This is a genomic window from Candidatus Leptovillus gracilis (assembly GCA_016716065.1).
GTDB classification, from domain to species: Bacteria; Chloroflexota; Anaerolineae; order Promineifilales; family Promineifilaceae; genus Leptovillus; species Leptovillus gracilis.
Map to the genome: position 1 here is coordinate 329,588 of JADJXA010000002.1, position 23,652 is coordinate 353,239.

The 23,652-nt window shown below is 57.2% G+C and carries 19 protein-coding genes, 1 tRNA gene and 2 pseudogenes; 14 read left to right on the top strand and 8 right to left on the bottom strand.

Annotated features, from left to right (window positions below):
* Positions 1 to 73 precede the first annotated feature (73 nt).
* The 3 genes and pseudogenes from IPM39_05740 to IPM39_05750 all read left to right on the top strand — a co-directional run bounded on the left by IPM39_05740 (position 74) and on the right by IPM39_05750 (position 2,140).
* The gene (locus IPM39_05740; GenBank protein MBK8985571.1) at positions 74 to 469 is read left to right on the top strand and encodes a hypothetical protein; all 396 of its coding nucleotides are present in this window, start codon (positions 74 to 76) and stop codon (positions 467 to 469) included.
* Entirely contained in the window at positions 466 to 762 is a 297-nt protein-coding gene (locus IPM39_05745) for a glutaredoxin family protein (protein ID MBK8985572.1), read from the top strand. The genes IPM39_05740 and IPM39_05745 overlap by 4 nt, the downstream gene beginning before the upstream one ends.
* 20 nt (positions 763 to 782) lie before the next feature.
* Positions 783 to 2,140: pseudogene (locus tag IPM39_05750) on the top strand (transposase).
* Positions 2,141 to 2,303: 163 nt separating this feature from the next.
* Here IPM39_05750 and IPM39_05755 read toward each other — a convergent pair.
* The 5 genes from IPM39_05755 to IPM39_05775 all read right to left on the bottom strand — a co-directional run bounded on the left by IPM39_05755 (position 2,304) and on the right by IPM39_05775 (position 8,749).
* The gene (locus IPM39_05755; GenBank protein ID MBK8985573.1) at positions 2,304 to 4,007 is read right to left on the bottom strand and encodes an AarF/ABC1/UbiB kinase family protein; all 1,704 of its coding nucleotides are present in this window, start codon (positions 4,005 to 4,007) and stop codon (positions 2,304 to 2,306) included.
* A gap of 328 nt (positions 4,008 to 4,335) precedes the next feature.
* On the bottom strand, positions 4,336 to 6,168 hold the full coding sequence (locus IPM39_05760; GenBank protein MBK8985574.1) for a GAF domain-containing protein: 1,833 nt from the start codon (positions 6,166 to 6,168) through the stop codon (positions 4,336 to 4,338).
* Positions 6,169 to 6,822: 654 nt separating this feature from the next.
* Positions 6,823 to 6,895: transfer RNA gene (locus IPM39_05765), tRNA-Glu, on the bottom strand.
* A 38-nt stretch (positions 6,896 to 6,933) separates the two neighbouring features.
* The gene (locus IPM39_05770) at positions 6,934 to 8,070 is read right to left on the bottom strand and encodes a P1 family peptidase (protein MBK8985575.1); all 1,137 of its coding nucleotides are present in this window, start codon (positions 8,068 to 8,070) and stop codon (positions 6,934 to 6,936) included.
* The gene (locus IPM39_05775; GenBank protein MBK8985576.1) at positions 8,039 to 8,749 is read right to left on the bottom strand and encodes a hypothetical protein; all 711 of its coding nucleotides are present in this window, start codon (positions 8,747 to 8,749) and stop codon (positions 8,039 to 8,041) included. The genes IPM39_05770 and IPM39_05775 overlap by 32 nt, the downstream gene beginning before the upstream one ends.
* 128 nt (positions 8,750 to 8,877) lie before the next feature.
* On the opposite strand from IPM39_05775, the gene IPM39_05780 reads away from it, so the two are divergent.
* Together IPM39_05780 and IPM39_05785 are read left to right on the top strand one after the other, a co-directional pair.
* Positions 8,878 to 11,208 (top strand): UvrD-helicase domain-containing protein, encoded by a 2,331-nt coding sequence (locus IPM39_05780; GenBank protein MBK8985577.1) that lies wholly within the window; start codon positions 8,878 to 8,880, stop codon positions 11,206 to 11,208.
* A 111-nt stretch (positions 11,209 to 11,319) separates the two neighbouring features.
* On the top strand, positions 11,320 to 11,916 hold the full coding sequence (locus IPM39_05785; GenBank protein MBK8985578.1) for a hypothetical protein: 597 nt from the start codon (positions 11,320 to 11,322) through the stop codon (positions 11,914 to 11,916).
* A gap of 29 nt (positions 11,917 to 11,945) precedes the next feature.
* On the opposite strand, the gene IPM39_05790 is transcribed toward IPM39_05785, so the two are convergent.
* The 3 genes from IPM39_05790 to IPM39_05800 form a co-directional block, all read right to left on the bottom strand.
* A complete protein-coding gene (locus tag IPM39_05790) occupies positions 11,946 to 13,211 on the bottom strand; it encodes a glutamate-5-semialdehyde dehydrogenase (protein ID MBK8985579.1) in 1,266 nt (421 codons plus the stop codon).
* A gap of 23 nt (positions 13,212 to 13,234) precedes the next feature.
* Positions 13,235 to 14,335 carry a glutamate 5-kinase gene (proB, locus tag IPM39_05795; protein MBK8985580.1) on the bottom strand — a complete coding sequence of 367 codons (1,101 nt, stop codon included), beginning with the start codon at positions 14,333 to 14,335 and terminating at the stop codon, positions 13,235 to 13,237.
* A gap of 198 nt (positions 14,336 to 14,533) precedes the next feature.
* Positions 14,534 to 15,394 (bottom strand): hypothetical protein, encoded by an 861-nt coding sequence (locus tag IPM39_05800; protein MBK8985581.1) that lies wholly within the window; start codon positions 15,392 to 15,394, stop codon positions 14,534 to 14,536.
* 296 nt (positions 15,395 to 15,690) lie between these two features.
* Between IPM39_05800 and IPM39_05805 the strand changes: the two genes are divergently transcribed.
* From IPM39_05805 to IPM39_05845, 9 genes and pseudogenes are all read left to right on the top strand, one after another.
* Entirely contained in the window at positions 15,691 to 16,206 is a 516-nt protein-coding gene (locus IPM39_05805) for a hypothetical protein (protein MBK8985582.1), read from the top strand.
* A gap of 88 nt (positions 16,207 to 16,294) precedes the next feature.
* Complete coding sequence (locus tag IPM39_05810; GenBank protein MBK8985583.1) at positions 16,295 to 16,543, top strand: PspC domain-containing protein; 249 nt, start codon at positions 16,295 to 16,297, stop codon at positions 16,541 to 16,543.
* A 187-nt stretch (positions 16,544 to 16,730) separates the two neighbouring features.
* On the top strand, positions 16,731 to 17,405 hold the full coding sequence (locus tag IPM39_05815) for a PspA/IM30 family protein (GenBank protein MBK8985584.1): 675 nt from the start codon (positions 16,731 to 16,733) through the stop codon (positions 17,403 to 17,405).
* A pseudogene (locus IPM39_05820) lies at positions 17,405 to 18,533 on the top strand (glycosyltransferase). Before IPM39_05815 ends, IPM39_05820 begins: the two are co-directional and overlap by 1 nt.
* A gap of 3 nt (positions 18,534 to 18,536) precedes the next feature.
* Entirely contained in the window at positions 18,537 to 19,214 is a 678-nt protein-coding gene (locus IPM39_05825; protein MBK8985585.1) for a hypothetical protein, read from the top strand.
* A 15-nt stretch (positions 19,215 to 19,229) separates the two neighbouring features.
* Positions 19,230 to 19,880, top strand: a complete 651-nt coding sequence (locus IPM39_05830; GenBank protein MBK8985586.1) for a hypothetical protein — start codon at positions 19,230 to 19,232, stop codon at positions 19,878 to 19,880.
* Between the two features lie 65 nt (positions 19,881 to 19,945).
* Entirely contained in the window at positions 19,946 to 20,593 is a 648-nt protein-coding gene (locus IPM39_05835; GenBank protein MBK8985587.1) for a CpsD/CapB family tyrosine-protein kinase, read from the top strand.
* A gap of 53 nt (positions 20,594 to 20,646) precedes the next feature.
* Positions 20,647 to 22,338: a hypothetical protein gene (locus tag IPM39_05840; protein ID MBK8985588.1), complete on the top strand. Its 1,692-nt coding sequence runs from the start codon at positions 20,647 to 20,649 to the stop codon at positions 22,336 to 22,338.
* 166 nt (positions 22,339 to 22,504) lie between these two features.
* On the top strand, positions 22,505 to 23,572 hold the full coding sequence (locus tag IPM39_05845; GenBank protein ID MBK8985589.1) for a glucose-1-phosphate thymidylyltransferase: 1,068 nt from the start codon (positions 22,505 to 22,507) through the stop codon (positions 23,570 to 23,572).
* Positions 23,573 to 23,652: the final 80 nt, after the last annotated feature.

The window sequence follows — 23,652 nt, forward strand, 5'->3', positions numbered from 1 at the left end:
CGGGACAACCTGAATCCAAAACCCGAACAGTTGGCTAAACCGTTCGGGTTTTAGCGGACCAATGGAGGCCAATATGGGATTTTTACGAAACCTTTTTGGTGGCAAAAAAAGTGAAGAATATGTGGATACGCGGGGCGTTTATTTTTACGTCCGCTGCAACAACTGCGGCTGCGTTGTGCGGCTGCGGGCTGACAAACATTACGACCTGGAAACAACCGGCAGTGAGTTCACCTGGCATAAAACCATTGTGGACAACAAATGTTTCCGCCCGATACCGACCGTTGTTACTCTGAACAGCAGCTATGATGTGAAGAATGCCGATATTCAGGGCGGCGAATTTGTGACTGAGGCAGATTATGAGCAGTGGCAGCAAGAGGCGGCCGTCCAACGTGAATTGGCCCGCCGTCAGGCGGAAAACGCGGCGAGCGCTGCCGACAGCCAGGCGCAAAGCGATACAGACCCTTTATGAGTGAATCTGACACCATCATTTTGTACACGTCCAGTTATTGCGGCCATGCGCGTCTGGTTGAGGAATTTCTGGCGCAAGAAAAAATAGCTGCCGAAATTATCAACATCTCCGAAAACGCGGATGCCCGGCAGACGTTGATTGACATCAACCAGGGTTTTGCCAGCGTGCCCACGCTGGTTTTCCCGGATGGCAGCGTACTCACCGAGCCATCTCTCCGCGACCTGCGCCTGAAGTTGGGGCTGGAGAATCCTAGCAGCTTGTCGGAGAAGATACGTTTCTCCGAACAAAAATGATTTCGGTGTAAACTTTGGGTATGGCAAGAAAATTCAGAACTGCTGATTACGAAAAGACCCTGGACCTGCAAATCACCTTGCGCGATGTCCTGCCACCCGACCATTTGGCTCGCTTCATTGTCGCTGTCGTCGCCCAACTTGATTTGGGGATCGTGTATAGAAAGTATAGTGAGCAGGGTGCGCCACCATACGCCCCGGAAGTGATGTTGGGATTGCTGTTCTGCAGCTATGCCAGCGGCGTATTCAGTTCGCGCAAGATTGAACGCGCCACCCATGAGGTGATTCCCTTTCGTTTCATTACCGGTGACATGCACCCCGACCATGACACGATTGCGGCTTTCCGCCAACAATTTCTGGCTGAACTGAAAGAGTTGTTTGTCCAGATACTGTTGATTGCCCAGGCGATGGGCTATTTGCAATTGGGTAACGTCAGTCTGGATGGCAGCAAAATCCATGCCGATGCGTCCAAGAGCAAAGCGGTCAGTTACCAGCGGCTGTTGGCTATCGAAGCCTATCTGCAAGCCGAAGTCGAGGAGTTGTTCACTTTGGCTGAAGTTGCCGATGGAGGACAACTGCCCGAAGAGATGAACATTCCCGATGAGATTGCCCGACGCCAGCAGCAATTGGCGCGGCTGGCCGAAGCCAAGAAGGTGCTGGAGGAACGCGCCCAGGCCCGGTATGAAGCCGAGCAAGCCGAATACGAGGCCAAGATGCAAGCCCGGGCCGAAAAGACCGACCCACAGGGAAAAAAAGCCGCCGGGCAAACCACCGCAGCCACCCACTCCAGGACCCAGAGATAAAGACCAGTACAACTTCACCGACCCCGAATCGCGCATCATGAAAAACGCCACCAACAGCGGCTTTGACCAACATTATAACGTCCAGGTAGTGGTTGACCATGACAGTCGTCTGGTAGTGGGCAATTGGTTGTGTGACCATACCAACGATAAACAGGCCGCCCTGCCAACTCTCGACACCGTACCACCAGTCGTGGGTCAGCCGAAAAAGGTCAATTTGGACACCGGCTATTTCAGCGAAAACAACATCGCCAGCTTGGAAGCGCGCGGCATTGACCCCTACATCGCCACCGGTCGCAGCCCACACCATCAGGGTTGGCGTGCCTTTTTCCTGGACAATCCCAACCCGCCACCCAATGATGCTTCCGTCAAAGAGCAAATGGCTTACAAACCAGACCACCCTCGGCAAAGCCACCTACCGTTTGCGCAAATCGACGGTTGAACCGGTTATCGGTATCATCAAGGAAACCTTGGGTTTCCGTCAGTTTTCTCTGCGAGGCCTGGTTGCTGCCGGTGGCGAATGGACATTGGTTTGTCTGGCTTACAACTTGAAACGATTGCATACCTTGCAGGTTGGTTGATGGGGCGTTATTGCCCCCTGCCTGATGCCCGAAAACGGGCTGTAAAACCGTGCAAAATTCATGGTAATGAGGCCAATATGAGTTGCAAACTGCTTGTCTTGATGCTTTGAAATCGTTATTTGTCTATCATCGGGCCTTCAGAAGATATTTTTCCGACAGCCTGCTAGTCTGGGTGATCGGGTTCGTGCCCGGTTGCAGAAGTAGTATTCCGTGTTCCGTGTTCCGTGTTCCGTCCCTTGTTGAGGTAAAGCAGGGTGGCGGAGACCATGCTGGCGGCGCCCATGATGCTCCAACTGAGTTGATTGAGGCGTTTTTCCAGGCGGCGGTTGGATTCATTGTCGCGCACACTTTGGACGCGGATACGGCCGTTTTCCACCATAGACAGCACCCGGCGTACCTGGTCTGGCGTTTCCAGATACGGCCGTATCGCCTCCAAAATCCCTTGCCAGCTTATGTCTCGCGCACTCTGCTCCCGAATCACCTGCTCGCCAAACTTCTCGAAATAATACCAGGGGTTAATCTGCGGGTTTAGCTGTGTCACCAGGCCAGACACCATGCTTACTGCCCGCCCCAGGTAGACAAAATCCTGGGGAACCTGGAACGGAAACGCGAACAACACATCGCGGAACTCGCGGCTTAATTCCGCTATCTCGCGTGGGTCTGGCTGCGCCAAATCCAATAGTTTACGCCCCCACACGCGGTCTAACAGGGTACGCAGCGCGTCGGTGATGCGGTCCAGGTCGGCGCCGGGCAGGAAAAAACCGAGCGCCTGGGCGGCGGCCGTCATCTCGTAAGCGTCGCGGCGGGTGAGGCTGACCAGGACCCGGCGTAGATTTTCGCCCATTAGCTCGGGCACGTCGCCGACCATGCCAAAATCTACAAACGTCAGGCGGAACGGCCGATTTTTACTCGCTTCACCGGGCTGCCATTCGGCGTCGGTATACGGCCGTACAAACAAATTGCCAGGGTGTGGGTCGGCGTGGAAGAAGCCTTCCTTAAAAATCTGCTGGAAATATGCCTCCAGCAGCACGCTGGCGACTTCCGCCGGGGCGATGCCGGCGGCCTTCATGCCTTCGATGTCGGTAATTTTGACGGCCGTCACATCTTCCAACACAATGACGCGCGCGGTGGAATGTTCGCGGTACACGGCCGGGATGTAGATGTTTTTGCTGCCAGCATACATGGCGGCAAACCGCTCGGCGTTGTCCGCTTCCGACAAATAATCCAATTCTTCCCACAGGGTGGTGGCGAATTCTTCCATCAGGGCAGGCACGTTGGCTCGTTTGCGGATGGGCTTATAGCGCATAAACCAGTGGGCCACAACGCGCAGCGCCGCCAGGTCGGTGGCAACGGTGATTTCGATGTCCGGCCGGCGAATTTTCACCACGACGGGCGCGCCGCGCACGGCCGTTGCTCCATCCTCCGGCAGCAGCCAGGCCCGGTGCGCCTGGCCCAACGAGGCCGCCGCCAACGGTTCAATGTCCACCAGCGCAAATCGCTGATTCAGGTCCCCCAAATCCTCGCGCAGCACCGAAAAAATGCGCTCCGGCGGCTCCGGCGGCACTTCGTCTTGCAAGCCTTTCAGTTCATCGGTAATTTCTAGCGGCAGCATATCCACGCGGGTGCTGAGGAATTGGCCCAACTTGATCATCACCCCACCCATTTTCACTGCCAGCCCGCGAAAACGACGCGCCAACAGGCGATAGCGGTTTGGCCGCGTGCGCCGGGCGCGGTCGCCCACAATGGGGAAGCGGGCATAAACAATATCCCACCAGATAAAATGGGCAATTACGCGGGCAAAAAAAATGAGGATCAGGCGATAGCGTTCTTGATCAATGGCGTATAGTTCATCATTGTCGGTGTTCATGATGGGCGGATTATGCCCTACAACTGCCGTTTGCCAAGTGGCATGATGAAAGTCTCTAAGTAATCGTCTAAGATTAACTTCCTGTTTTTTAGATTGGACCAATCTCCAAGATTGGTCCAATCTGGGCCATGTAATTTCTAGATGCTCATTAAGGCTTTCTCTAGCAGCCTGTCGGAGAACTCAGGATAAGTACACGGATTGAACGGATTCGACGGATTTTTACGGATAAATCACCAGAAAATCGGTGTAAATCCGTTAAATCCGTGTCATCCGTGTACCCATTTCTACTTTTCCGACAAACTGCTAGACCCGACGGAGCCTGCCCGGTTTAACCGGCAGGCAGCGTAAACCAGAACGTGCTGCCTCCCCCTGGCTGGCTGTCCACACCCACATCGCCACCCAATTTGCGCACGATGCGCTGGACAATGGGCAGCCCCAGGCCCGTGCCGGAGGCTTCCTGGCGGTGGAAGCGGGTGAACATATCGAACAGCTTGTCCTGGTCGGCCAGGCTGATGCCCAGGCCATTGTCGCTGATCGTGTAGCGTACCATGCTGCCTTCGGCCACGGCGCGGATGTGAATGAACGGCTCGCTGTTGTCGCTGCCAATGTATTTGATGGCGTTGCCAATGAGGTTGGCGAAGATTTCTTCCAGCCAGGGGGCGTGGCCGCTGAGGGGTGGAAGGTTTTTGTCCACCTGAATGACGATTTTGTGGGCTTCGATTTGATCGGTGAAGCGGGCGATGGCGGCGTAAATGAGGGGGAGGACGGGGACGGATACGGCCGTTTGCGTCACATCGCGCAGTTGAGCCAGCAGCAAAAGCTGCTCAATCATCTCCTCCATGCGGCCGATAGTCACCCGAATGATGTCCAGGTGCGCCTGACCCATGGGTGGCAGATCATATTCGGCCACCAATTCGGCGTAACCATTGATGAGACCCAGCGGCGATTTGAGGTCATGGGCGATGGTGCGAGCGTAGGCGTCTAGCTCGGCGTTGCGCTCGGCCAGTTCGGCAAACAATCGGGCGTTGCCCAGAGCAATGGCCGCCTGATTGGCGAAGGCTTGCAGCCGTTCGCCATGTTTTTGCTGGTATAAACCAGGAGTAGCGCTGTCTAAATTGATGAACCCCAAAACCTCACCCTTGCGCTGAATGGGCGCGCCCACGTAAGAGCGAATCCAACGAGTCGCCGGTGTATCCACCCAGCCGGGGTTTTGGGTCACATCCGAGATGACGATTGGGCGGCCGGTTTGGGCCATTTGCTGCAAATTGGGGGTTTTTTCTAACGGCCATACTTTATGCACTAAATCCAGCATACCGGTGTAGCCGCGATAGCCGACAAAATGGGCCACGTCCCCGCGCAGCAGCATAACGTTGGCGGTATCGTGGGGCAGCACACGCCCCACATCCGACAGGATGCGATCCAATACTTCATCTAAATCGAGCGTGTTGTTTAAGGCGGCGGCGGCGTCGCGCAGGGCTTCGGCTAAAATGCGTTGTTCCCGTTCCGCCAATTCTGTTTGTTTGTGAATGGTGATGTTGCGGATGACGATGACCCGGCTAATGAGCTGCTGGCGAAGGTCGTAGACGGCCAAAATGCTCAGGTCATAATAAACCGGTTCTGAAGCATCTTCCAGGCTGATTTCGGTATGTACCGTTGGCGCGTTTTCAATTTGTTCCAGCAGCGCCGGCCAATGGCGAAATGCCGTCTGAATCGGCAGCCCGAGGAGGGTTTCGGGGGGAAGTTGGATCAAGAGTTCAGCCGCTGGATTGAGATTGATAATGCAGTTTTGGCTGTCGAGGATGAAAATGGCGTCGCTGAGGTTTTGGAATACGGCCGTATGCGCTGTGGGTAATGTATTGGCCGACGATACATGTAGGGTACTCCACACCAGGAGGAGAACGGTGAGCATTACAGCCAACGGGGTCAGGTTTAGCGCCGTCATGCCTGATTGGTACAATACGTTGGCGAGCCAGGGAATGGCAAGGCTGATAACAATGGTCGTCCATTGTCGGCGATGCAGCATGAATGAATGGTAGACGGCGCGAGGCATTGATGAGATGCGTTGAATACGCCGGTTTCGCCAGACTGTGAACGCAGCGAGGGTGGCTGTTGCGACGGTGAGAAAAAGGAGCCAGGCGTAAGAATCAAACTCAAACGACATTATCACTTCTGCTAATACTGTTATGCTTTAGAAGAGAGAGTAGCCCGTTTTAACTTTTTTGGTGATAGGGAATCTGTACTTTTTCCAGATGAATTTCCCGTCTTTGACTGGCACTTGATAGGTAAGTTGTCCTGGCGGGCTGGCAGAGAAGTAAAATAGACTTTATCGGAAATAAGATTTTGTCCACAGATTGACACAGATTTAGCCTCTTTAATCTGTGTCAATCTGTAGACCACTTGTTTTGACATAATACTAGAACCGATAATGTCTAATAGGACGCGGATAAACGCTGATTTTGCGGTAAAAAGTAGCCAAAATCAGCCACTATGTTTGCACTTTCGGCTCAAAGAATAAGAGTTCAACTCGAACGGCCATGTTGTCATTCTGAGCGGAGTCTTCGGAGCGAAGAATCCCCATAGATTAGGCCGGTGAACGGGATGCTTCCCCGTTCGACGTTGCTCAGGGCCGAAGACTCCGTTCAGCATGACATAACCTGCACTTGCGTACCGAAAAAGTAAATCGTTCTTAAACTGCAAAGATAGTGTCAGCCTGAATCTGCGAAATCTGCGTCCGAAATCTTTTTCCGACAGGCTGCCTGATGATGGATGTCTGACAACAAAAAGCCGCCCTTATGATGATCCGGGCGGCTGGTTATGCCCCGTAGGGGAATCGAACCCCTGTTTTAGCCTTGAGAGGGCTACGTCCTGGGCCGCTAGACGAACGGGGCGTTTAGCAAAAGGATTCTAACAAACGGCCGTTACCCTGTCAAACTCTCGCGCCATCCGCTGCACCATCCCCTGCCAACCGCCCATATCGCCGTAATACCTCTTGCAAACGGCCGTGTGGCAGCGCGTGCAGTGTGGCGCCGTTGATGCCCTGCATGGTCTCCGCGGCCACCAGGGCGTTGATGATGGCTTCTTCACTGGCGTAGACCACGGCGTCGAAAAACGGATCAATGTGGGCGTTGGGCACGGCCGTTACTAGTTCCAGCCCTTCTGGGGTGATGGTGGGGGGCACGGCCGTTGAAAAAGCCAGGAAAATATCGCCGGAATGGTGATGGGCGGTGCTGCCGGTGCGCGCCAGCCCAAGCCCGGCGCGCCGCGCCAGCCGTTTGAGCTGGCCGGGCAAAAAAGGGGCGTCGGTCGCCACCAGGATGATGATGGAACTGCTTACAGCAGGCAGAGATTGACGCGACGGCCGTAAATCATCAATTTCCTGGCCCGCCGGCGTGCCAGCCACCAACAACTGCTCGCGCTGCCCAAAATTGGACTGCACCAGCACACCTACCATGTAGTCGCCCACTGGCGTTGCCACCAGACGCGAGGCTGTGCCGATGCCACCCTTGAACCCAAACGTACTCATCCCTGTGCCCCCACCCACGTTTCCCTCCAGCACAGGACCCGAAGCGGCATTTTCTAGCGCAGCAAATACGTGCATTGGCTGCACGTGCTGTCCGTAGGCATCGTTCATATTGCCGTCCCACGTTTCGGCCACCACTGGCAAGCTGAAGTAGAACCGCGCTTCGCGGTCTGGCACATGGTCCCGCGCCCAGGCGATGACGGCGTCGCGCACGACGCCCACGCTGAGCGTATTGGTCAGCAGCACCGGCCCGGTGAACGCGCCAAACTCTTCGATGAGATGCGTCCCGGTCATCTCGCCCACGCCGTTGAGGGCAAACAGACCGGCAAACACGCTGCTGGCTGCGCCAATACCGCGCGGCCAGACGGCCGTTACACCCGTGCGCACCGGCCCCTGACCCACCACCAACTCCCCTTCGCCGGCGATAAGGGTGGTGTGCCCAACGGCCAACCCGGCCACATCGGTGATGGCGTTCAGCGGCCCCGGCGCGCCGGGAAAAGGCACGCCCAGGTCACGCGCCCGTGCTTTTTTCTGGTCTGGCATACGTTTGTTCCCCAATGGATTGGACGGCCCGGCGATAATAGACGCTCTCCGGGGCAACGCCGTAGCTTTCTAATAAAATGACGTCAACCATAGCGCGGACTCGCTCCGGCGAGATGGCCGGTTCATCGGTCAGCGGATAGTACATCAGGTAATAGCTCATTTCTGGCAGCCCTGCGCCCAGAGATGGCGTCAGCAGTTCAATATCGGGCAAGAGAATGCTGCCGTTGCGTTCGTAGAAGCGAATGCGCCGCTCGGCAAGCTGCCGTTCGCGCGGGTCGTGGATGTCAGACGGCCGTTCTACCTCCCAACACATGCCCAACGGCCGTTCGCCGGCCTCCTGCGCCAGTCTGGCCATTGTCTCGCTAAATGCCCAGCCACCAAGACCCTGGCCGCGGGATACGGCCGTGATCGCCATATAGGCCAAAAAGCCCAACCGCTGCCGGGCGTGGTAAGTATACATAGACATGGCTAACACCTGCTCGCCCGACACGCCCACCAAAAAATGAAACAGCGTCTCATCTGCCAACGGCCCTTTGGCCGAAAGGCTGATTTTTTTCACCAGATTTTCCGGCGAATCCCGTTCTTCTGCCGGGAAAGAGGCTTCATAAATTGCCAGCGCCTGCTCCAACAATGGGCCATGCGCTTCCTTCAATTCAACCAAAGAAATCAACTCTGTCATAAAATCCTCCAAAAGACCGCTGTCCAGACCCGTCCGCTTTTTTGTTGACCAATGACTATTGTAATGGGCAATCGGCAGCACACCAATTCAGGGTGACGCATCCCCGACGGCGGGTTACAATAAGCCGCATGAGTGATTACCTTCAAGGCTTAAATGAACAGCAGAAAACGGCCGTCACCGCCCCGGCCGGCCCCGTATTAGTCCTGGCTGGTCCCGGTTCTGGCAAAACCCGCGTCCTCACCCAGCGCATCGTCTACCTGATGCAGGAACTGCGCGTTCCTCCCTGGCACATTCTGGCCGTCACCTTCACCAACAAAGCGGCCAAAGAGATGACCCATCGCCTGGAGACCATGCTCGGCGGCCCGCCGCGCGGCCTGACTATGGGCACTTTTCACGCCGTTTGCGCCCGCATCCTGCGCCGCGAAACCGAAAACCTCACCTTCTACAGCCGCGATTTTGTCATCTTCGATACGGCCGACCAGCTCCAAGTCATCAAACAAGTCCTCAAAGAACTCAACCTGGACGACAAAAAATTTCCGCCGCCCAAACTGCTCAACGGCATCAGCAGCGCCAAAAACGAACTCATCACCCCGGAAGAATACAGCGCCACCAATTACATCGCCGAAGTTACCCGGCGCGTCTATGAGCGCTACCAGGCCACGCTGCAAGCCAACAACGCCATGGATTTCGACGATTTGCTCATGAACGCCGCCCTGCTGCTGGACGAACGGCCCGATGTGCTGCAAAAGTATCAGGAACGCTACCAACACATTCTGGTAGACGAGTTTCAAGACACCAACACCACCCAATACGTCCTGCTGCAGCGGTTGGCCGCCGCCCATCGCCACATCTTTGTTGTCGGCGATTCCGACCAGTCTATCTACAAATGGCGCGGCGCTGATTTCCGCAACATCCAGCGCTTCCAGCAGGTTTATCAGGACGCTCAGGTGGTGCTCCTGGAGCAAAATTACCGTTCCACCCAAACCATCCTGGACGCCGCCAAAGCGGTCATCCGCCACAATACGCAGCGCGTCCATAAGGAACTATTCACCGAACGGCAGGGTGGCGAACTTATCGTCATCGGCGAAGCTTATAATGACCTGGAAGAGGGCGACATTGTCATCAGCACCATCCAAAGCCTGCTGCTGGATGGCTACTCGCCCGGCGACATCGCCGTGATGTACCGCACCAACGCCCAATCCCGCGTGCTGGAAGAAGCCTTTGTCCGCGCCAGTATGCCCTATCGGCTTGTGGGCGCGACCCAATTCTACAAACGGCGCGAGGTGAAAGACATCATTGCCTACCTGCGCCTGATTCACAACACGGCCGATTCTGTCAGCTTTAACCGGGTCATCAACGTGCCCACACGCGGCATTGGGGCCAAGACCCTGGAGCAGTTGCAAGAATGGGCCGCCGCCAACGGCTGGCAGCCTGGTGACGCGGTGTTGGAAATTGCCACTAATGCCCACGCCCAACACCCCTTCCGCGCCCGCGCCCTCACCGCCTTGCAGGAGTTTGGCAATATGCTCTTCGCCTGGCTGAATCTGCGCGACAGCGCCACCGTGGGCGATTTGTTCGACCTGGTCTTGGATCAGACCCATTACCGCGAACATATTCATGATGGCACGGACGAAGGGCAAGAGCGTTGGGAGAATGTGCTGGAACTGCGTAACGTGGCCGCCGACGACAGCCTGACTCTGAGCGATTTTCTGGAACAGGTCGCCCTGGTGTCGGAAACCGACAATGTGCAGGATGTGCCCAATTCCACCACGCTGTTAACGCTGCACGCCGCCAAAGGGCTGGAGTTTCCGGTGGTTTTCATCACCGGTTTGGAAGAGGGGATGCTGCCCCACAGCCGTTCGCTGGATGACGCCGAGGAGTTGGCCGAGGAGCGGCGGCTCTTTTACGTGGGCATTACGCGGGCCAAAGACCGGTTGTATCTGCTGCACGCCTTCCGCCGTTCGGTGTATGGCGAGACGGAACCGTCGCAGCCTTCCCGCTTTCTGTTGGACATTCCCGCCGAGCTGACCAGCGGCGGTCGGCCGCAGGCGCGCCGGCAGCAAAGTGTGGCCCGCGCCAGCAGTTGGAATCAGAAGACGCCATCCTGGTCGTGGTCCGCCGCGGGGGAGCGCGCGCGCAGCAGCGCCGCCGGTTCGTCGTCTGGGGCATACGGCCGTCCATCCACTCCCCGCCCGACACCCACCACCCAACCGCCAGAACGACGGCCGTTACCCAGGCCCAATTACCTGTCCCAACCCGACCCTGAACCCGAACGCCTCGCGCCCGCCGCTGCCAATTATCGCACCGGCCAAAGAGTGCGCCACGCCAAATTTGGCGAGGGCATTGTCATCGAAAGCAAACCGACCGGCAGCGATGAAGAGGTAAGTGTGGCTTTTGCGGACGTTGGCATGAAGCGTCTGGCCGCCAGCATGGCAAAATTGGAGATCATTGGGGAGTAGTTACCGTAAGCCGAAGTCCGTAAGCCGTTTTCCGTTGGCATTTGCCGGTGGCAGCACCCTACGGAATACGGATTACGGATTACCATCTTGGATGAAGGACGGCCGTACTCTGTGACGCAAACAACAAGCCAGGAGCCAAACCTGAGCAAAGTACAACGGGTCATTTACACGATCATGCCGCTGTTTCTGCTGCTGCTTTGTTTGGGCGTTATCAATTTTGTTTCAGACGAACCGGCGGCAGAGATGGCCGCGCTGGTAACTGGTGGTGAAACGGCCGTGCCCCTTACCCCCATCCCCGCTGCCTCAGCCACCCCGCCCCCAGCCACGACCACGCCAACCGTCACCCCAACGCCAACGCCCACAGCGCTGCCTACGTTGCCACCAGAGGCGGCCATTACTTTGCTTGGTCCGCCGGATGGCAGCGTGTTTAGCGCCGCCACAGCGCTTTCACTTTATTGGGCGTGGCCGTACCCCCTGCGTGAAGACCAATTTTTTGCCATCTACCTGGCCGGCAGCGGCGACGAACGCCGCCTGGGAGAGCTGCTGGAACCCAACCTCGGCGACAACTATTATTGGCAACTACGGCCGTCTGACCTGACCGGCCTGGGCGCTGACCTCACCTGGCAAATTCGGCTGGAATCTACGCTGCTGCCCGCGCCCCAGCTAACCAGTGGAACGCGGACGATTCGGTTGCTTGGCGGGAATTGAGCTATTGGCAATTGGTTATCGGCTTGATGTTACGGCCGTACATGCCCATCGCCATACCCGATCCATTGATATGTTGTTAGCTCTTCCAGCCCCATGGGGCCGCGAGCGTGCAGCTTTTGCGTGCTGACGGCGACTTCCGCGCCCAGGCCAAACTGCCCCCCATCGTTAAAGCGCGTGCTGGCGTTCACAAAAATCGCCGCCGAACTCAGCGCCGCCACAAAGCGGTTGGCGATGGTCCAATCGTTGGTGAGAATGCTCTCGGTGTGTTCGGTGGTGTGCGTCTGGATGAAGGCGATGGCTTCCTCTACGTCGGCCACCACATGCACCCCCAGAATCAGCGCCAGCCATTCCTGGTCGAAATCGTCCGGCCCAGCCAGAACGACCCGCGCTTCATGATCGCCGCGCGCCAGGATGTTGTAGGCGTCAGCCGTGGCCCGCAGCTCCACGCCGCTTTGCGCCAGGCGCGCTGCCAGCGGCGGCAGCAGAGTCTCCGCCACCGCCGGATGAACCAGCAGCGTATCCAGGGCGTTGCATACACTGGGGCGCTGCACTTTGCTGTTTTCGATGATGTCTATGGCGCGGGTCAGGTCGGCGCTGGCGTCCACGTACAAGTGGCAAATGCCGATGCCGCCGGTGATGACCGGGATAGTGCTTTGCTCTTTGCACAGCTGGTGCAGGCCCGCCCCACCACGCGGGATGATCATGTCTACGTATTGGTCCAGCTTTAGCAGTTCGGCGACCAGAGCGCGGTCTGGATTGGCGATGTACTGCACCGCGCTTGTGGGCAGCCCTGCTTTTTCCAGCGTGGTTTGGATGACGTTGACCAGGGCCAGATTGCTGCGTAGTGTTTCGCTGCCGCCGCGCAAAATGGCGGCGTTGCCGGTCTTTAGACTGAGGGCGGCGATGTCTATGGTGACGTTGGGTCGGGCTTCGTAAATGACGCCCAACACGCCAATGGGGATGCGGCGGCGTACCAGGCGCATCCCGTTAGGCAGCATCCGGCTTTCGATGTCTGCGCCGACGGGGTCTGGCAGGGCGGCCACGTTGCGCGTATCGGCGGCCAGGGCAGCGACGCGCGTCTCGGTGAGCAGCAGGCGGTCTAACAGGGCGTCGGACAGTCCGCGGGCACGGCCGTCGGCAATGTCTAACTCGTTCTGGGCCAGGATAACGGCCGTTTGCGCCTCAATTTCGTCGGCAATTGCGCGCAGTGCGTCATTTTTACGCGCTGTCGGCAGCGTCGCCAGCACCCGGCTGGCCGCTTTTGCTGCTTTTCCCACAGCCATCAAGTCGGTCATGGTTCCTCCATCGGGATCTCGCTTCACACCAGTATCAAATCGTTGCGATGAACGGCGACGGGGCCGTAGGTGTAGCCCAAACGCGCTTCGATCTCTTGGGATTGGCAGCCGCAAATGCGGGCCAGATCGCTGCTGGCATAACGGCTGATGCCGCGAGCCAGTTCTTGCCCAACGGCCGTCTGGATGCTCACGGTGTCGGCGCGTTCAAAGTGGCCTTGTACCTGGATGATGCCGGCGGGGAGGAGGGAACGGCCGTTGCCCACCAACGCCCGCGCCGCCCCATCGTCAATCACTAAAACGCCGGCCGGTTTTGGCCCGGCAAAAATCCAGCGTTTGCGATTCTCCAGGGGCGTTTCCAGCGCCGGGAAGCGAGTGCCTACCCGCTCGCCCTCGGCGACGCGCAAAATCACGTCTGGGACGGCGCCGGCGGCGATGACCACATCAGTTCCGGCGCGTCGGGCCACATCGGCGGCCTGAAGTTTGGTCGCCATGCCGCCTGTGCCCAGCGTTGTGCCGCTGCCGCTGGCGAGTTTGCGCAGCGTCTCATCAATGGTGCGCACTTCGGGAATCAATTCGGCGTCGGGATTGGTGCGCGGGTCGGCGGTGAACAGGCCAGGCTGGTCGGTGAGCAGGACCAACAAATCCGCCTCGGCTAAAATCGCCACCAACGCCGACAGATTATCGTTGTCTCCCACGCGGATTTCTTCGGTGGCCACGGCGTCGTTTTCATTGATGATCGGCACGACGCGGTAAGACAACAGCGCCTGAAGGGTGTCGCGGGCATTGAGGAAGCGGCGGCGGTTTTCTGTGTCGGCGCGGGTAAGCAGCATCTGGCCGACGTGGATGCCGTAAATTTCAAAAAAGCGCTCCCAGTTCCACATCAGCCAGCTCTGACCAACGGCGGCCAATAACTGCTTGCTGGCCAGGGTGGGTGGTAAATCGGGGAAATCCAGCCGTTGTCGGCCGGCGGCCACTGCCCCGGAGGAGCAGATGATGATGTCTTTGCCCTGGGCTTGCAGCGCGGCGCACTGCCGCGCCAGGTCTACCATGTGGGGCCAATCCAGGCGCGGTGCGCCACCGGTCAGCACGCTGGTTCCGAGTTTGATGACAATACGTTGGTACATATGGCGACAAAACGGGTTGGTATCTGTATTCGGTAATCTGTAATCTGTATTCCGTAATCCGTATTCCGTAATCCGTAGGGTGCTGCCTCTGGTAAATGTCACCGGGAAACCGCATACGGACTGCGGCCTACAGCTACTAGGGATTTTGGACTGTGGTCAGCAAATCAATTCATGGATAGTCAATTCACAGGCGATGAATTACAGGTTGAGGGGAGTGGATTGCGTATTGCGCGCGCGCGGGAAATAGAAAAACACGACCCCTACCAGGATGGTGAGGGCGGCGGCAATAATGAGCCAGGCGCTTTCTTCGCTCTCCTGCGCGGCAGGTGTGGCGGCGGCGTTGGTGCTGTCGTTTGCCAGAGTGGCCGGATCGGTCTGCGGCGTCAGCGCGTCGCTTTCCAGCGAAGTCAGGGACACGGCCGTATCCTCTATGATGGCGCTTTCGGTGATTGTCTGGCTGGCGGTGGGGGATGGGTTGGGTACGGCCGTTGCCGCTGCGCCAGGCAGTTTGGTAATCACACCAGGTACCGATGGGGAAACGGCCGTTCTGGTTTCTTGTGCCGGTAGACCGGTTCCAAACATGATCGCCCAATAGAGGCGGCCGCTGTCGGCGGCAACCGCCATGCCAACCCCAAATTCATGGTAATCTGTGCTTAACAGCAGCCCTTCATGCAGTTGGTTTTCTGTCCACCAGGCCCAGGCCGCGTTACTGCCGCCAAATCCGCCATAAATAATCTCGGTGACGTGGTCGGCATACCCGGTCTGGAGAGCGCGCTGCGATGGGTTGGCCCCATTGCCATCGTAATGACTGGTAAAATCGGTAGCGGCCATGTGGTCGGCTACCTGCTGCGCTGCCAGACTGAGCGCCTGATTGGTCGCGTAAGGGAACAACCCGGCCGCCTGCCGATGCGCATTCACTCGGTCGGCCATGCCAACGGCCGTGTCCGCCTCGGCTGTTTGTTGCCTGGCAAGTTGGTTGTCTAAAGCAGATGTTTGTTTTGCCGTCCCCCATATGAGTATAAACAAAACAAACAACAAAATCCCACTATTTTGTTTCATAGACAGGAGTGTAACACAAATATGAGTCGGTGACAGGGTGACGGGATGGCGGGGCGCAAACATGTCATCACTGTTCAGGCTCGACAGGTTTCTGGCAAAAGGCTTACCCAGTTATGACGTTCTAAGCTTAGATTGGGCCAATCTCCAAGATTGGTGCAATCTGGGACCATCGTCACCACGCTGATCTGCCACAGGTGGTAATTTTGCGCGGGAACGCGACCAAACGCCAATGACTGCGTATAGCTGGGCAGAATAATACGGCCGTTACCCTATTTCGCGGCCTGAAGAGGTGCAAGGTGGAAAAGAAAAGCTCAATCGTTGGTGGTGTTATCCTTATCTTTGCGGGTGTCCTTTTTCTGTTGGTGCAGTTTTTCCCCGGTTTGGTTAATTGGTTCGACATGAGCCAACAGTGGCCTTTGATCATCATTTTTGTTGGCGGGCTGTTTTTGTTGGGGGCGCTCTTGGGCACGCCACCACTGGCTGTACCGGCGACGATCATTGGCGGCACAGGTCTCATCTTGTATTACCAGAATATATCTGGAAATTGGGGCAGTTGGTCTTTCCTCTGGACCTTGTATCCTGGGTTGGCCGGGTTGGGCGTTCTATTGATGCACACGTTGAGCGGTAAATTCAGGCAAGGGTTGCGCGAAGGGGGGCCGCCGCTGGTTGTCAGCGGGGTGCTGTTTGTCATTTTTGCCGCTTCCTTTAACGGCCTGGGTCGGTTGGGCCAGTTCTGGCCTTTGTTGATTATTGCCGTTGGTCTGTGGCTGTTGTGGAAGAACCGCGGCGCGAGTTCGCCAGGTAAAAAATGAAGCCGGGCAGCGCGGCGCAACCTTTTGCAACAGGCGTCGTAATAGTGGTTGTATTTAGTGGATAAACAAACTTGTGGAGGTTTGAACGATGAAAGAAAAACGATTAACCCGTAAACGTCACGGCCGTATGCTTTTTGGCGTCTCCGGTGGTCTGGCTGAATATATGAACATCGATCCGGTGATTGTGCGCCTGGCGTTTGTCTTGATGACGCTTCTGCACGGTTGGGGTTTGCTGATTTATGCCGTCCTGGCCATTGTGATGCCGGAAGAAGGCGACGTGGTAGCGAAAGTCCATCCGTTCGACGAAGAAGAAATCGTAATCAAAGACGCTTCTTGATGGGTCACACTGTTCAGCTCACTGAACACTGAACACTGACCCACCACTTAACCCGCTGTCACCTCTGGCACTGGCAGGCCGATGGTTTGCCACAATCTCCTGACGCCAGAGCAACAGAAACGGCCGTTCCCCAGGGAACGGCCGTTTTTTTGTGTCGGCCTCTCCTGTTTTGAGTATAATCCCCGACATGGCTTCTTTATACCAAAAACTACGTACCCTCTTCCGCGCCTCTTTGCACGAGGCCGCCGACAAAGCATTGCAAAAAAGCGACCTGGCCGTTTACGATGAATACATTCGCCAGGCCGAACGCGAGGTGGACGAGTTCAAACGCTCCATCACGCCGATGTTCGCCCAGGTAAAAACCACCCGGCGGCGGCGCGAAGCTCTGGCCGACAAAGCGGCGGCCCTGGACCTGATGGTAGACCAGTTTCTAAAAACCGGTAAACGGACCGAAGCCATGGTCACCCAAAAGCAGTTTAGCTCCATCATGGACATGATCCGCACCTACGACAGTTCGCTGGTCAAACAGGTGACGGCCGCCGAAACCCTGAAAGACGTAGAAGTCAAACTGGAAGGTCGCCTGGCCATCGCCAAACAAGAACGCGAGGAGTTGGCCTACCTGCTCCAACTTGCCAAATCCAAAGAACTATCCACCAAAGCAATGCAATCGCTGGATAACCTCATCAACGAAAACGATTTTGAAGTGTCGCGGGCGGCGGAAAACATCCGCCGCCGCCTGGACCACGCCGACGCCGCCTGGGAAGTGCAGGCCAGCAGCCTGGACCAGCAGCTAGACGACGCCATGCAAAGCCTGGAAGTGGAAGCTGAATTGGCCGCCCGCATGGAACGCCTGGGACTTTAATGAAAACCGCCCTTGTCCACGACTGGATGAACCAAATTGGCGGGGCGGAAGACGTCCTGGAAGCGCTGGTGGAGCTGTATCCGCACTGCCCTATTTACACGTCGCTCTACCGACCTAAGAAAATGCCGGCGCATTGGCGTGGATGGGACATCCGCACCAGTTTCATAGACCGGCTGCCCTTTGCCCGCCAAAACCAACAGATTTATTTTCCCCTTTACCCCTTTGCCTTTGAGCAGTTCGATTTTCGAGAGTACGAACTGGTTATCAGCAACAAAAGCGGCTTTGCCCATGGCATCCTCACCGGGCCGGAAACGCTGCACATCTGCTACTGCCTGACGCCAACCCGCTATGTCTGGCGCTATCACCAATACGCCGAGCAGGAACACCTGGGGCCAATCACGCGCAGCCTGCTGACGCCCTTTCCTGACCAATCTGCGCATGTGGGACCGGCTGGCGGCCGACCGGGTAGATTATTTCATCGCCATATCAGAAGAGGTCCGTCGGCGAATCGGCAAGGTTTATCATCGTGATTCGGTTATCATCCATCCGCCGGTAGACGTTCACCGCTTTGAACCGGCGAGCCGTGTGGCGGATTATTATTTGTTTGTGGGGCGATTGGTCCCTTACCGGCGGTTGGATTTGTTAATCGAGGCGTTTAACCGGTTGGCACGGCCGTTACTCATCGCCGGTACAGGTCGGGACCGGGAACGGTTGGAAACATTGGCCGGGCCAACCATCACCTTTCTTGGCTACGTGCCCGACGAGGATTTGCCCGATCTATTCGCCCGCTGCCGCGCCTTCGTCTTTCCCGGCGAAGAAGATTTTGGCATCGCGCCGATTCAGGCGATGGCTGCCGGTCGGCCGGTGATCGCCTACGCTGGCGGCGGTTCGTTGGAGACGGTGCGCCACGGGCAGACTGGCTGGTTGTTTACGGAACAGTCGGCGGCGGCCATCATAACGGCCGTTGAAGCGATGGATGGGGTGGTGGTAGACGGCCGTTTCATCCGCCAGCACGCCCAACAATACGACAGCGCCGTCTTCAAACAAAAAATACAGACCTTTGTGGAGCAAAAAATGGTTGAACACCAACAGCCTAAACGAGACGCGCTCCAGGTGAAAGGAAGCTAATCTGTGGAATTAAAACAGTATTGGGCCGTGCTAAAACGCCGCGGTTGGCTCATTCTCATCCCGGCGATGATTGTGACCGGCGTGGGAATGCTCACCTACCGGCCGCCTGCGCCGGTGTATAACGTCGGCGTGCGCTTTCTGGTGGCCCAGGAACCGGGCGAAGGCGCTGCCACCGCCGACGAGCAGCGCTATTACAACTGGCTGGCGTCGGAATACATCGTCAATGGGCTGACAGATTGGGTGCGCGGCGGCAAATTTGCCGCAACAGTCAGCGCCGCGCTGGCCGAGACAGGGCTAGACGTGCCGCCAGCGGCCATTCAAGGTGGTCTGGCCGCCGACAATACCCGCAGTATGCTGCTGCTGTCGCTGACACATGGCGATGGCCCAGCGCTGGCAGCGATGATGGAGGCGGCCATCACGGTGTTAACCGAGCAAAACGCCGCCGCCCTGCCGCAGTTGGGCGGGGAAACGGCCGTTCTCATTCAGCTAGACCCCATTCAAGTCAACCAGATTCCGGCCGGCATTCGCAGCCAGCTAGATTGGCCCCTGCGGGCGGCCATAGCCCTGGCCGCCGGCCTGGGGTTGGCTTTGCTGATGGAGTATATGGACCCGACCGTGCGCGATAAACGGGAAATCGAGAGCCTCGGCCTGCCGGTGCTGGGCGAAATCCCCCAAAAGTAGCAGAGGAGATGTCTTGTGGAATTACGTGATTATGTGCGCATCTTACGCCAGCGAGGCTGGCTGATTGTGGTGATGGCGGTGTTAACGGCCGTTGCCGCCTTCGGCTTCAGCAAAATGCAAACCGAACTGTTTGAATCCAATGTCAAAATGCTCGTCCAGCCCTCGCGTACCGACTTTGGGCAGGCGCAGGCGGCCAAAGAACTGCTGCGCAGCTACGAGCAGTGGCTCTACAGTCGCTACCGTGCCCAGGGCGTCATCAATGAACTGCAACTAGACATGACGGCCAGCGCCCTGCTCGGCGATATGAAGGTCGCCTCCGACAATTCCAGCTATGTCATCCAGATGACTGTGGAAAACAGCGACCCCAACCTGGCGAACGACATCGCCACCGCCTGGGGCAACCTGCTCATCCAATGGGTCAACGCCAACAACGACAAATTACAAAAAGAAGACCGCATCACTGTCGAATTTTTAGATGACCCGCAAGCCAGCCTTTCGCGGCCCAATACCAAAATCAATACGGCCGCCGGTTTTGTGTTCGGCGCGCTCGTCGGCGTCATTGTTGTATTTGCCCTGGAGTGGATTGAGTCGGGCGTCATGCGCCGCACCGAAGACGTCGAGCGTTACCTGGACATCCCGGTCATCGGCAGCATCCCAGATTTGTAAGCCAGAGTTATCAACTATCAACTATCAACTAACAACTATCAACTAACTACCAACAAGCGTGAACTATGAATCTAATAACATTAACCGATCCCCGTTCGCCAGTAAGTGAAGCGTACCGGACGCTGCGAACGAATTTGTCGTTTTACAGCCTGGATAACCCCCTGCGCAGTTTGGTGGTCACGTCGCCGGCTTCGGGCGAAGAAAAGAGCGTGACGGTGGCAAATCTGGCCGTGACGATGGCCCAGAGCGGCCGCCGCACGGTGTTGGTGGATTGTGATCTACGACGGCCGTCGCTGCATACCTTCTTCGGCCTCAACAACGACACCGGCCTGACCAGCATGATCCTCAATGAGGACGCCAAACCGCCGCTGCAAGCCACCAGCGTCGAAAACCTCTGGCTGCTGGCTTCCGGTCCCAAACCGCCAAACCCGGCCGATTTGCTCGGTTCGCGCAAAATAGACCAGCTCATCGCCGCGCTTACCAAAGAGTATGACGTGGTGTTGTTCGACGCGCCGCCGGTGATTGCTGTGACCGACGCGGCCGTTTTAGGTGCGAAGGTTGACGGCGTGCTGCTGGTCATCAGCGCCGGTAAATCGCGTCGCGACCACGCCGAGCGGGCCAAAGAGATGCTGGAAAAAGCCAAAGTACGCATCATTGGCGTTGCCCTGACCAATGCACCCAAAGACAGCGGCATAGATGGCTACTACGGCTAGTATCGTCAGTCGCCTGGCATTACAAATGACGCCTGACGCCTGAGTTTCCGCCTATGCTTGCTCCCCTAACCCACAATACCCCGCCAGCCAAAGTGAGCCACAAGGAATGGGGATTGGCGCTGCTGGTGGGGTTGTTGTTGGTGGGCCTGACGGCCGTTCCCTACCTCCTTGCCACAACCACAGCCCAACCCGGAACCGTCTTCACCGGCACGCTGATGAATCCCGAAGACAGCCAGACCTACTTCGCCAAAATGCTGCAAGGGTACGACGGCCGTTGGCTTTACACCATCGTCTTCACCGCCGAACCCCACGAACCAGCCTTTTTGGGCGGCTTTTACCTGTTCCTGGGGCATCTGGCGCGCTGGATGGGGTTGACGTTGACGGCCGTCTGGCATCTGGCGCGGGCCGTGTCTGTGCTGCTGCTGGCGCTGGCTGTATACGGCTTCGTGGCCTATTTCGTCGCCGACCGGCGCGTGCGGCTGACGGCATTTCTGACGGCCGTTTTTGGCGCCGGGCTGGGCTGGCTGCTCTTTTTGCTCAACCAACCTTACTGGCTGGATACCTTCCCGGTGGATTTCAAAATGCCAGAAGCCCATCTCTTTTTTACCAGCCTCACCTTCCCCCATATCATCCTCAGCACCGCCCTGCTGTTGGCGAGTTTCTGGGCGCTACTCCAGGCCCTTGCCCACCAAGACAGACGGCGCGGCTGGCTCTTCGCCATCCTGGCCTCGCTTATTAATCTCAGCCTGAGCATCCTGCACCCACTGCTGGTGTATCTGATTGTGCTGACGGGCAGTTTGTACTGGCTGTTTCTGACCATCCGCGCGCGGCGCATTCTCTGGCGTGAAGGCTTTTTACTGGTGGTCGCCCTGGTTTTGCCCGGATTGTTGAATCTGTATTATGGCTACAGCCTGCTGACCAACGAGGTGCTGCGCGGCTGGGACGCTCAACGCGAAACCACTGTCTCGCCACCCTGGCCCCATTGGCTGATGGCCTATGGGCCGCTGCTGCTGTTTGGTGGCATCCATGTTTACCATCAATGGCGCGCCGGCGAAAAGATGTCGGCGCGCTGGCTGTTTTTGTGGACCTGGGTGCTGGCGGCGGCGCTGCTGGTTTATGCCCCGCTCAGTTCACAGCGCCGCTTTGTGCAGGGCGTGCATGTGCCGCTTTCAATTTTGGCGGCGGCCGGGTTTGTAGAGGTGATCCTTCCCTGGTTGTGGCAAACACGGCCGTTCCGCGCCATCCTCACCCACGACCGTTATTCTGAACTGGGGCTGACGCGCTTTTTTATCGCCCTGTTCTTGTTGGGTATCAGCCTGTCTAACTTATATGTTTACGCCAGTGTTTCTGTTTCGGCGGTGATTCAGCAGCCGGATCTGCTGTTCCGGCCGGTGGACGAGGTAACGGCCGTGCAGTGGCTGCGTGAACATGGCCGGCGCACGGCCGTTGTCCTGGCCGATTACCAGAGCGGCAACTATGTGGCCGCCCACGCCGGCAACCAGGTGGTGTTGGGGCATTGGGCGGAGACCATTGATTATGAGGGCAAGACGGCCGTTGTCGCCCAATTCTACAACGCCGACACACCCGATTCATGGCGGCGCGAACTGCTGCAAAATGAGGCGATAGGCTACGTCTGGCATGGCCCCCGCGAGCAGGCGCTGGGGACCTTCGATCCCCAGAACGCCGACTACCTGCACCCGATTCACACCCAGGGAGCCATCACCATCTACCAGGTTGACAAGTAGCCGTGAACACTCCACAATTGCCACCAAACAAGCGCGTCACTGTCAGCTTTATAGAAAGCTAATCAGCGTATAGTCCCAAAGAACGCAAGTTCGGGCAGCGCTCGTTGTTTCTTTGTAACTTCGTTCCTTTGTTTCTTTGTAATTCATTCTTCTCGAAGGAGCTAACATGAAAGGTTTGATTCTCAGCGGCGGCAAAGGCTCTCGCTTGTATCCATTAACATTTTCCAATGCCAAACAACTGATCCCCGTCGCCAATAAACCGGTTTTGTTCCGAGTGATTGAAACCATCCGCGATGCGGGCATCACGGATATCGGCATCGTTGTCGGTGACACCGCCCCTAAAATCATCGAGGCGGTGGGGCGTGGTGGCCGGTGGGGTGTGAATATCTCCTATATTGAACAAAGCCAGCCGTTGGGCCTGGCTCATGCCGTCAAAATCTCCCAGGATTTTCTGGGCGACGACCGCTTTGTGATGTTTTTAGGCGACAACGTGATTGAGGGCGGCATCAGCCCGTTGATTGCGCAGTTTGCCAGCAGCCAATGGAACAGCCAGATCGTCCTGACGCGCATCGAACACCCGGAACAATACGGCGTCGCCGAACTGGGTGAGGGTGGCCAGATCGTCCGCCTGGTCGAAAAACCCAAAAATCCCCCCAGTGATCTGGCCCTGGTTGGCATTTACATGTTCGACCACCACATCTTCCAGGCAGTAAACGCCATTTCGCCCTCCTGGCGCGGCGAGTTGGAGATCACCGACGCCATTCAATGGCTGGTGGACAACCAATTCGTGGTGCATCCCTACATCCACCGCGGCTGGTGGATTGATACCGGCGCGCCCGGCGACATGCTGGAAGCCAATGACCTGGTATTGGAAGAGATTACTTACGAGATTGAAGGCTACGTGGATCGGGACAGCCAGGTGGGGCGGCGCGTGACAATTCAGCGCGGCGCGGAGATCATTAACAGCGTGGTGCGTGGTCCATCCATCATCGGCGAAAATACGCGCATCGTTAACAGCTATGTTGGCCCCTTTACCAGCATCGGCCACGACTGCCAGGTTGAAAACAGCGAGATCGAACATTCGATGGTTCTGGACAACAGCCAGATTAAAGATATTGGCACACGCATCCAGGAGAGCCTGATCGGTCGCAACGTCATCATCAGCCGCTCGCCGATCAAACCCAAAGCGCTTAAACTAACCGTCGCCGACCACAGCCAGATCGGTATCTTGTAGAGCGTTTGCCCTTAATTTGCAGGAAAAGTTCAACTTCTTCGGCGAAGTTGAACTTTTGGACGGGTAAGTTAGACCAACTC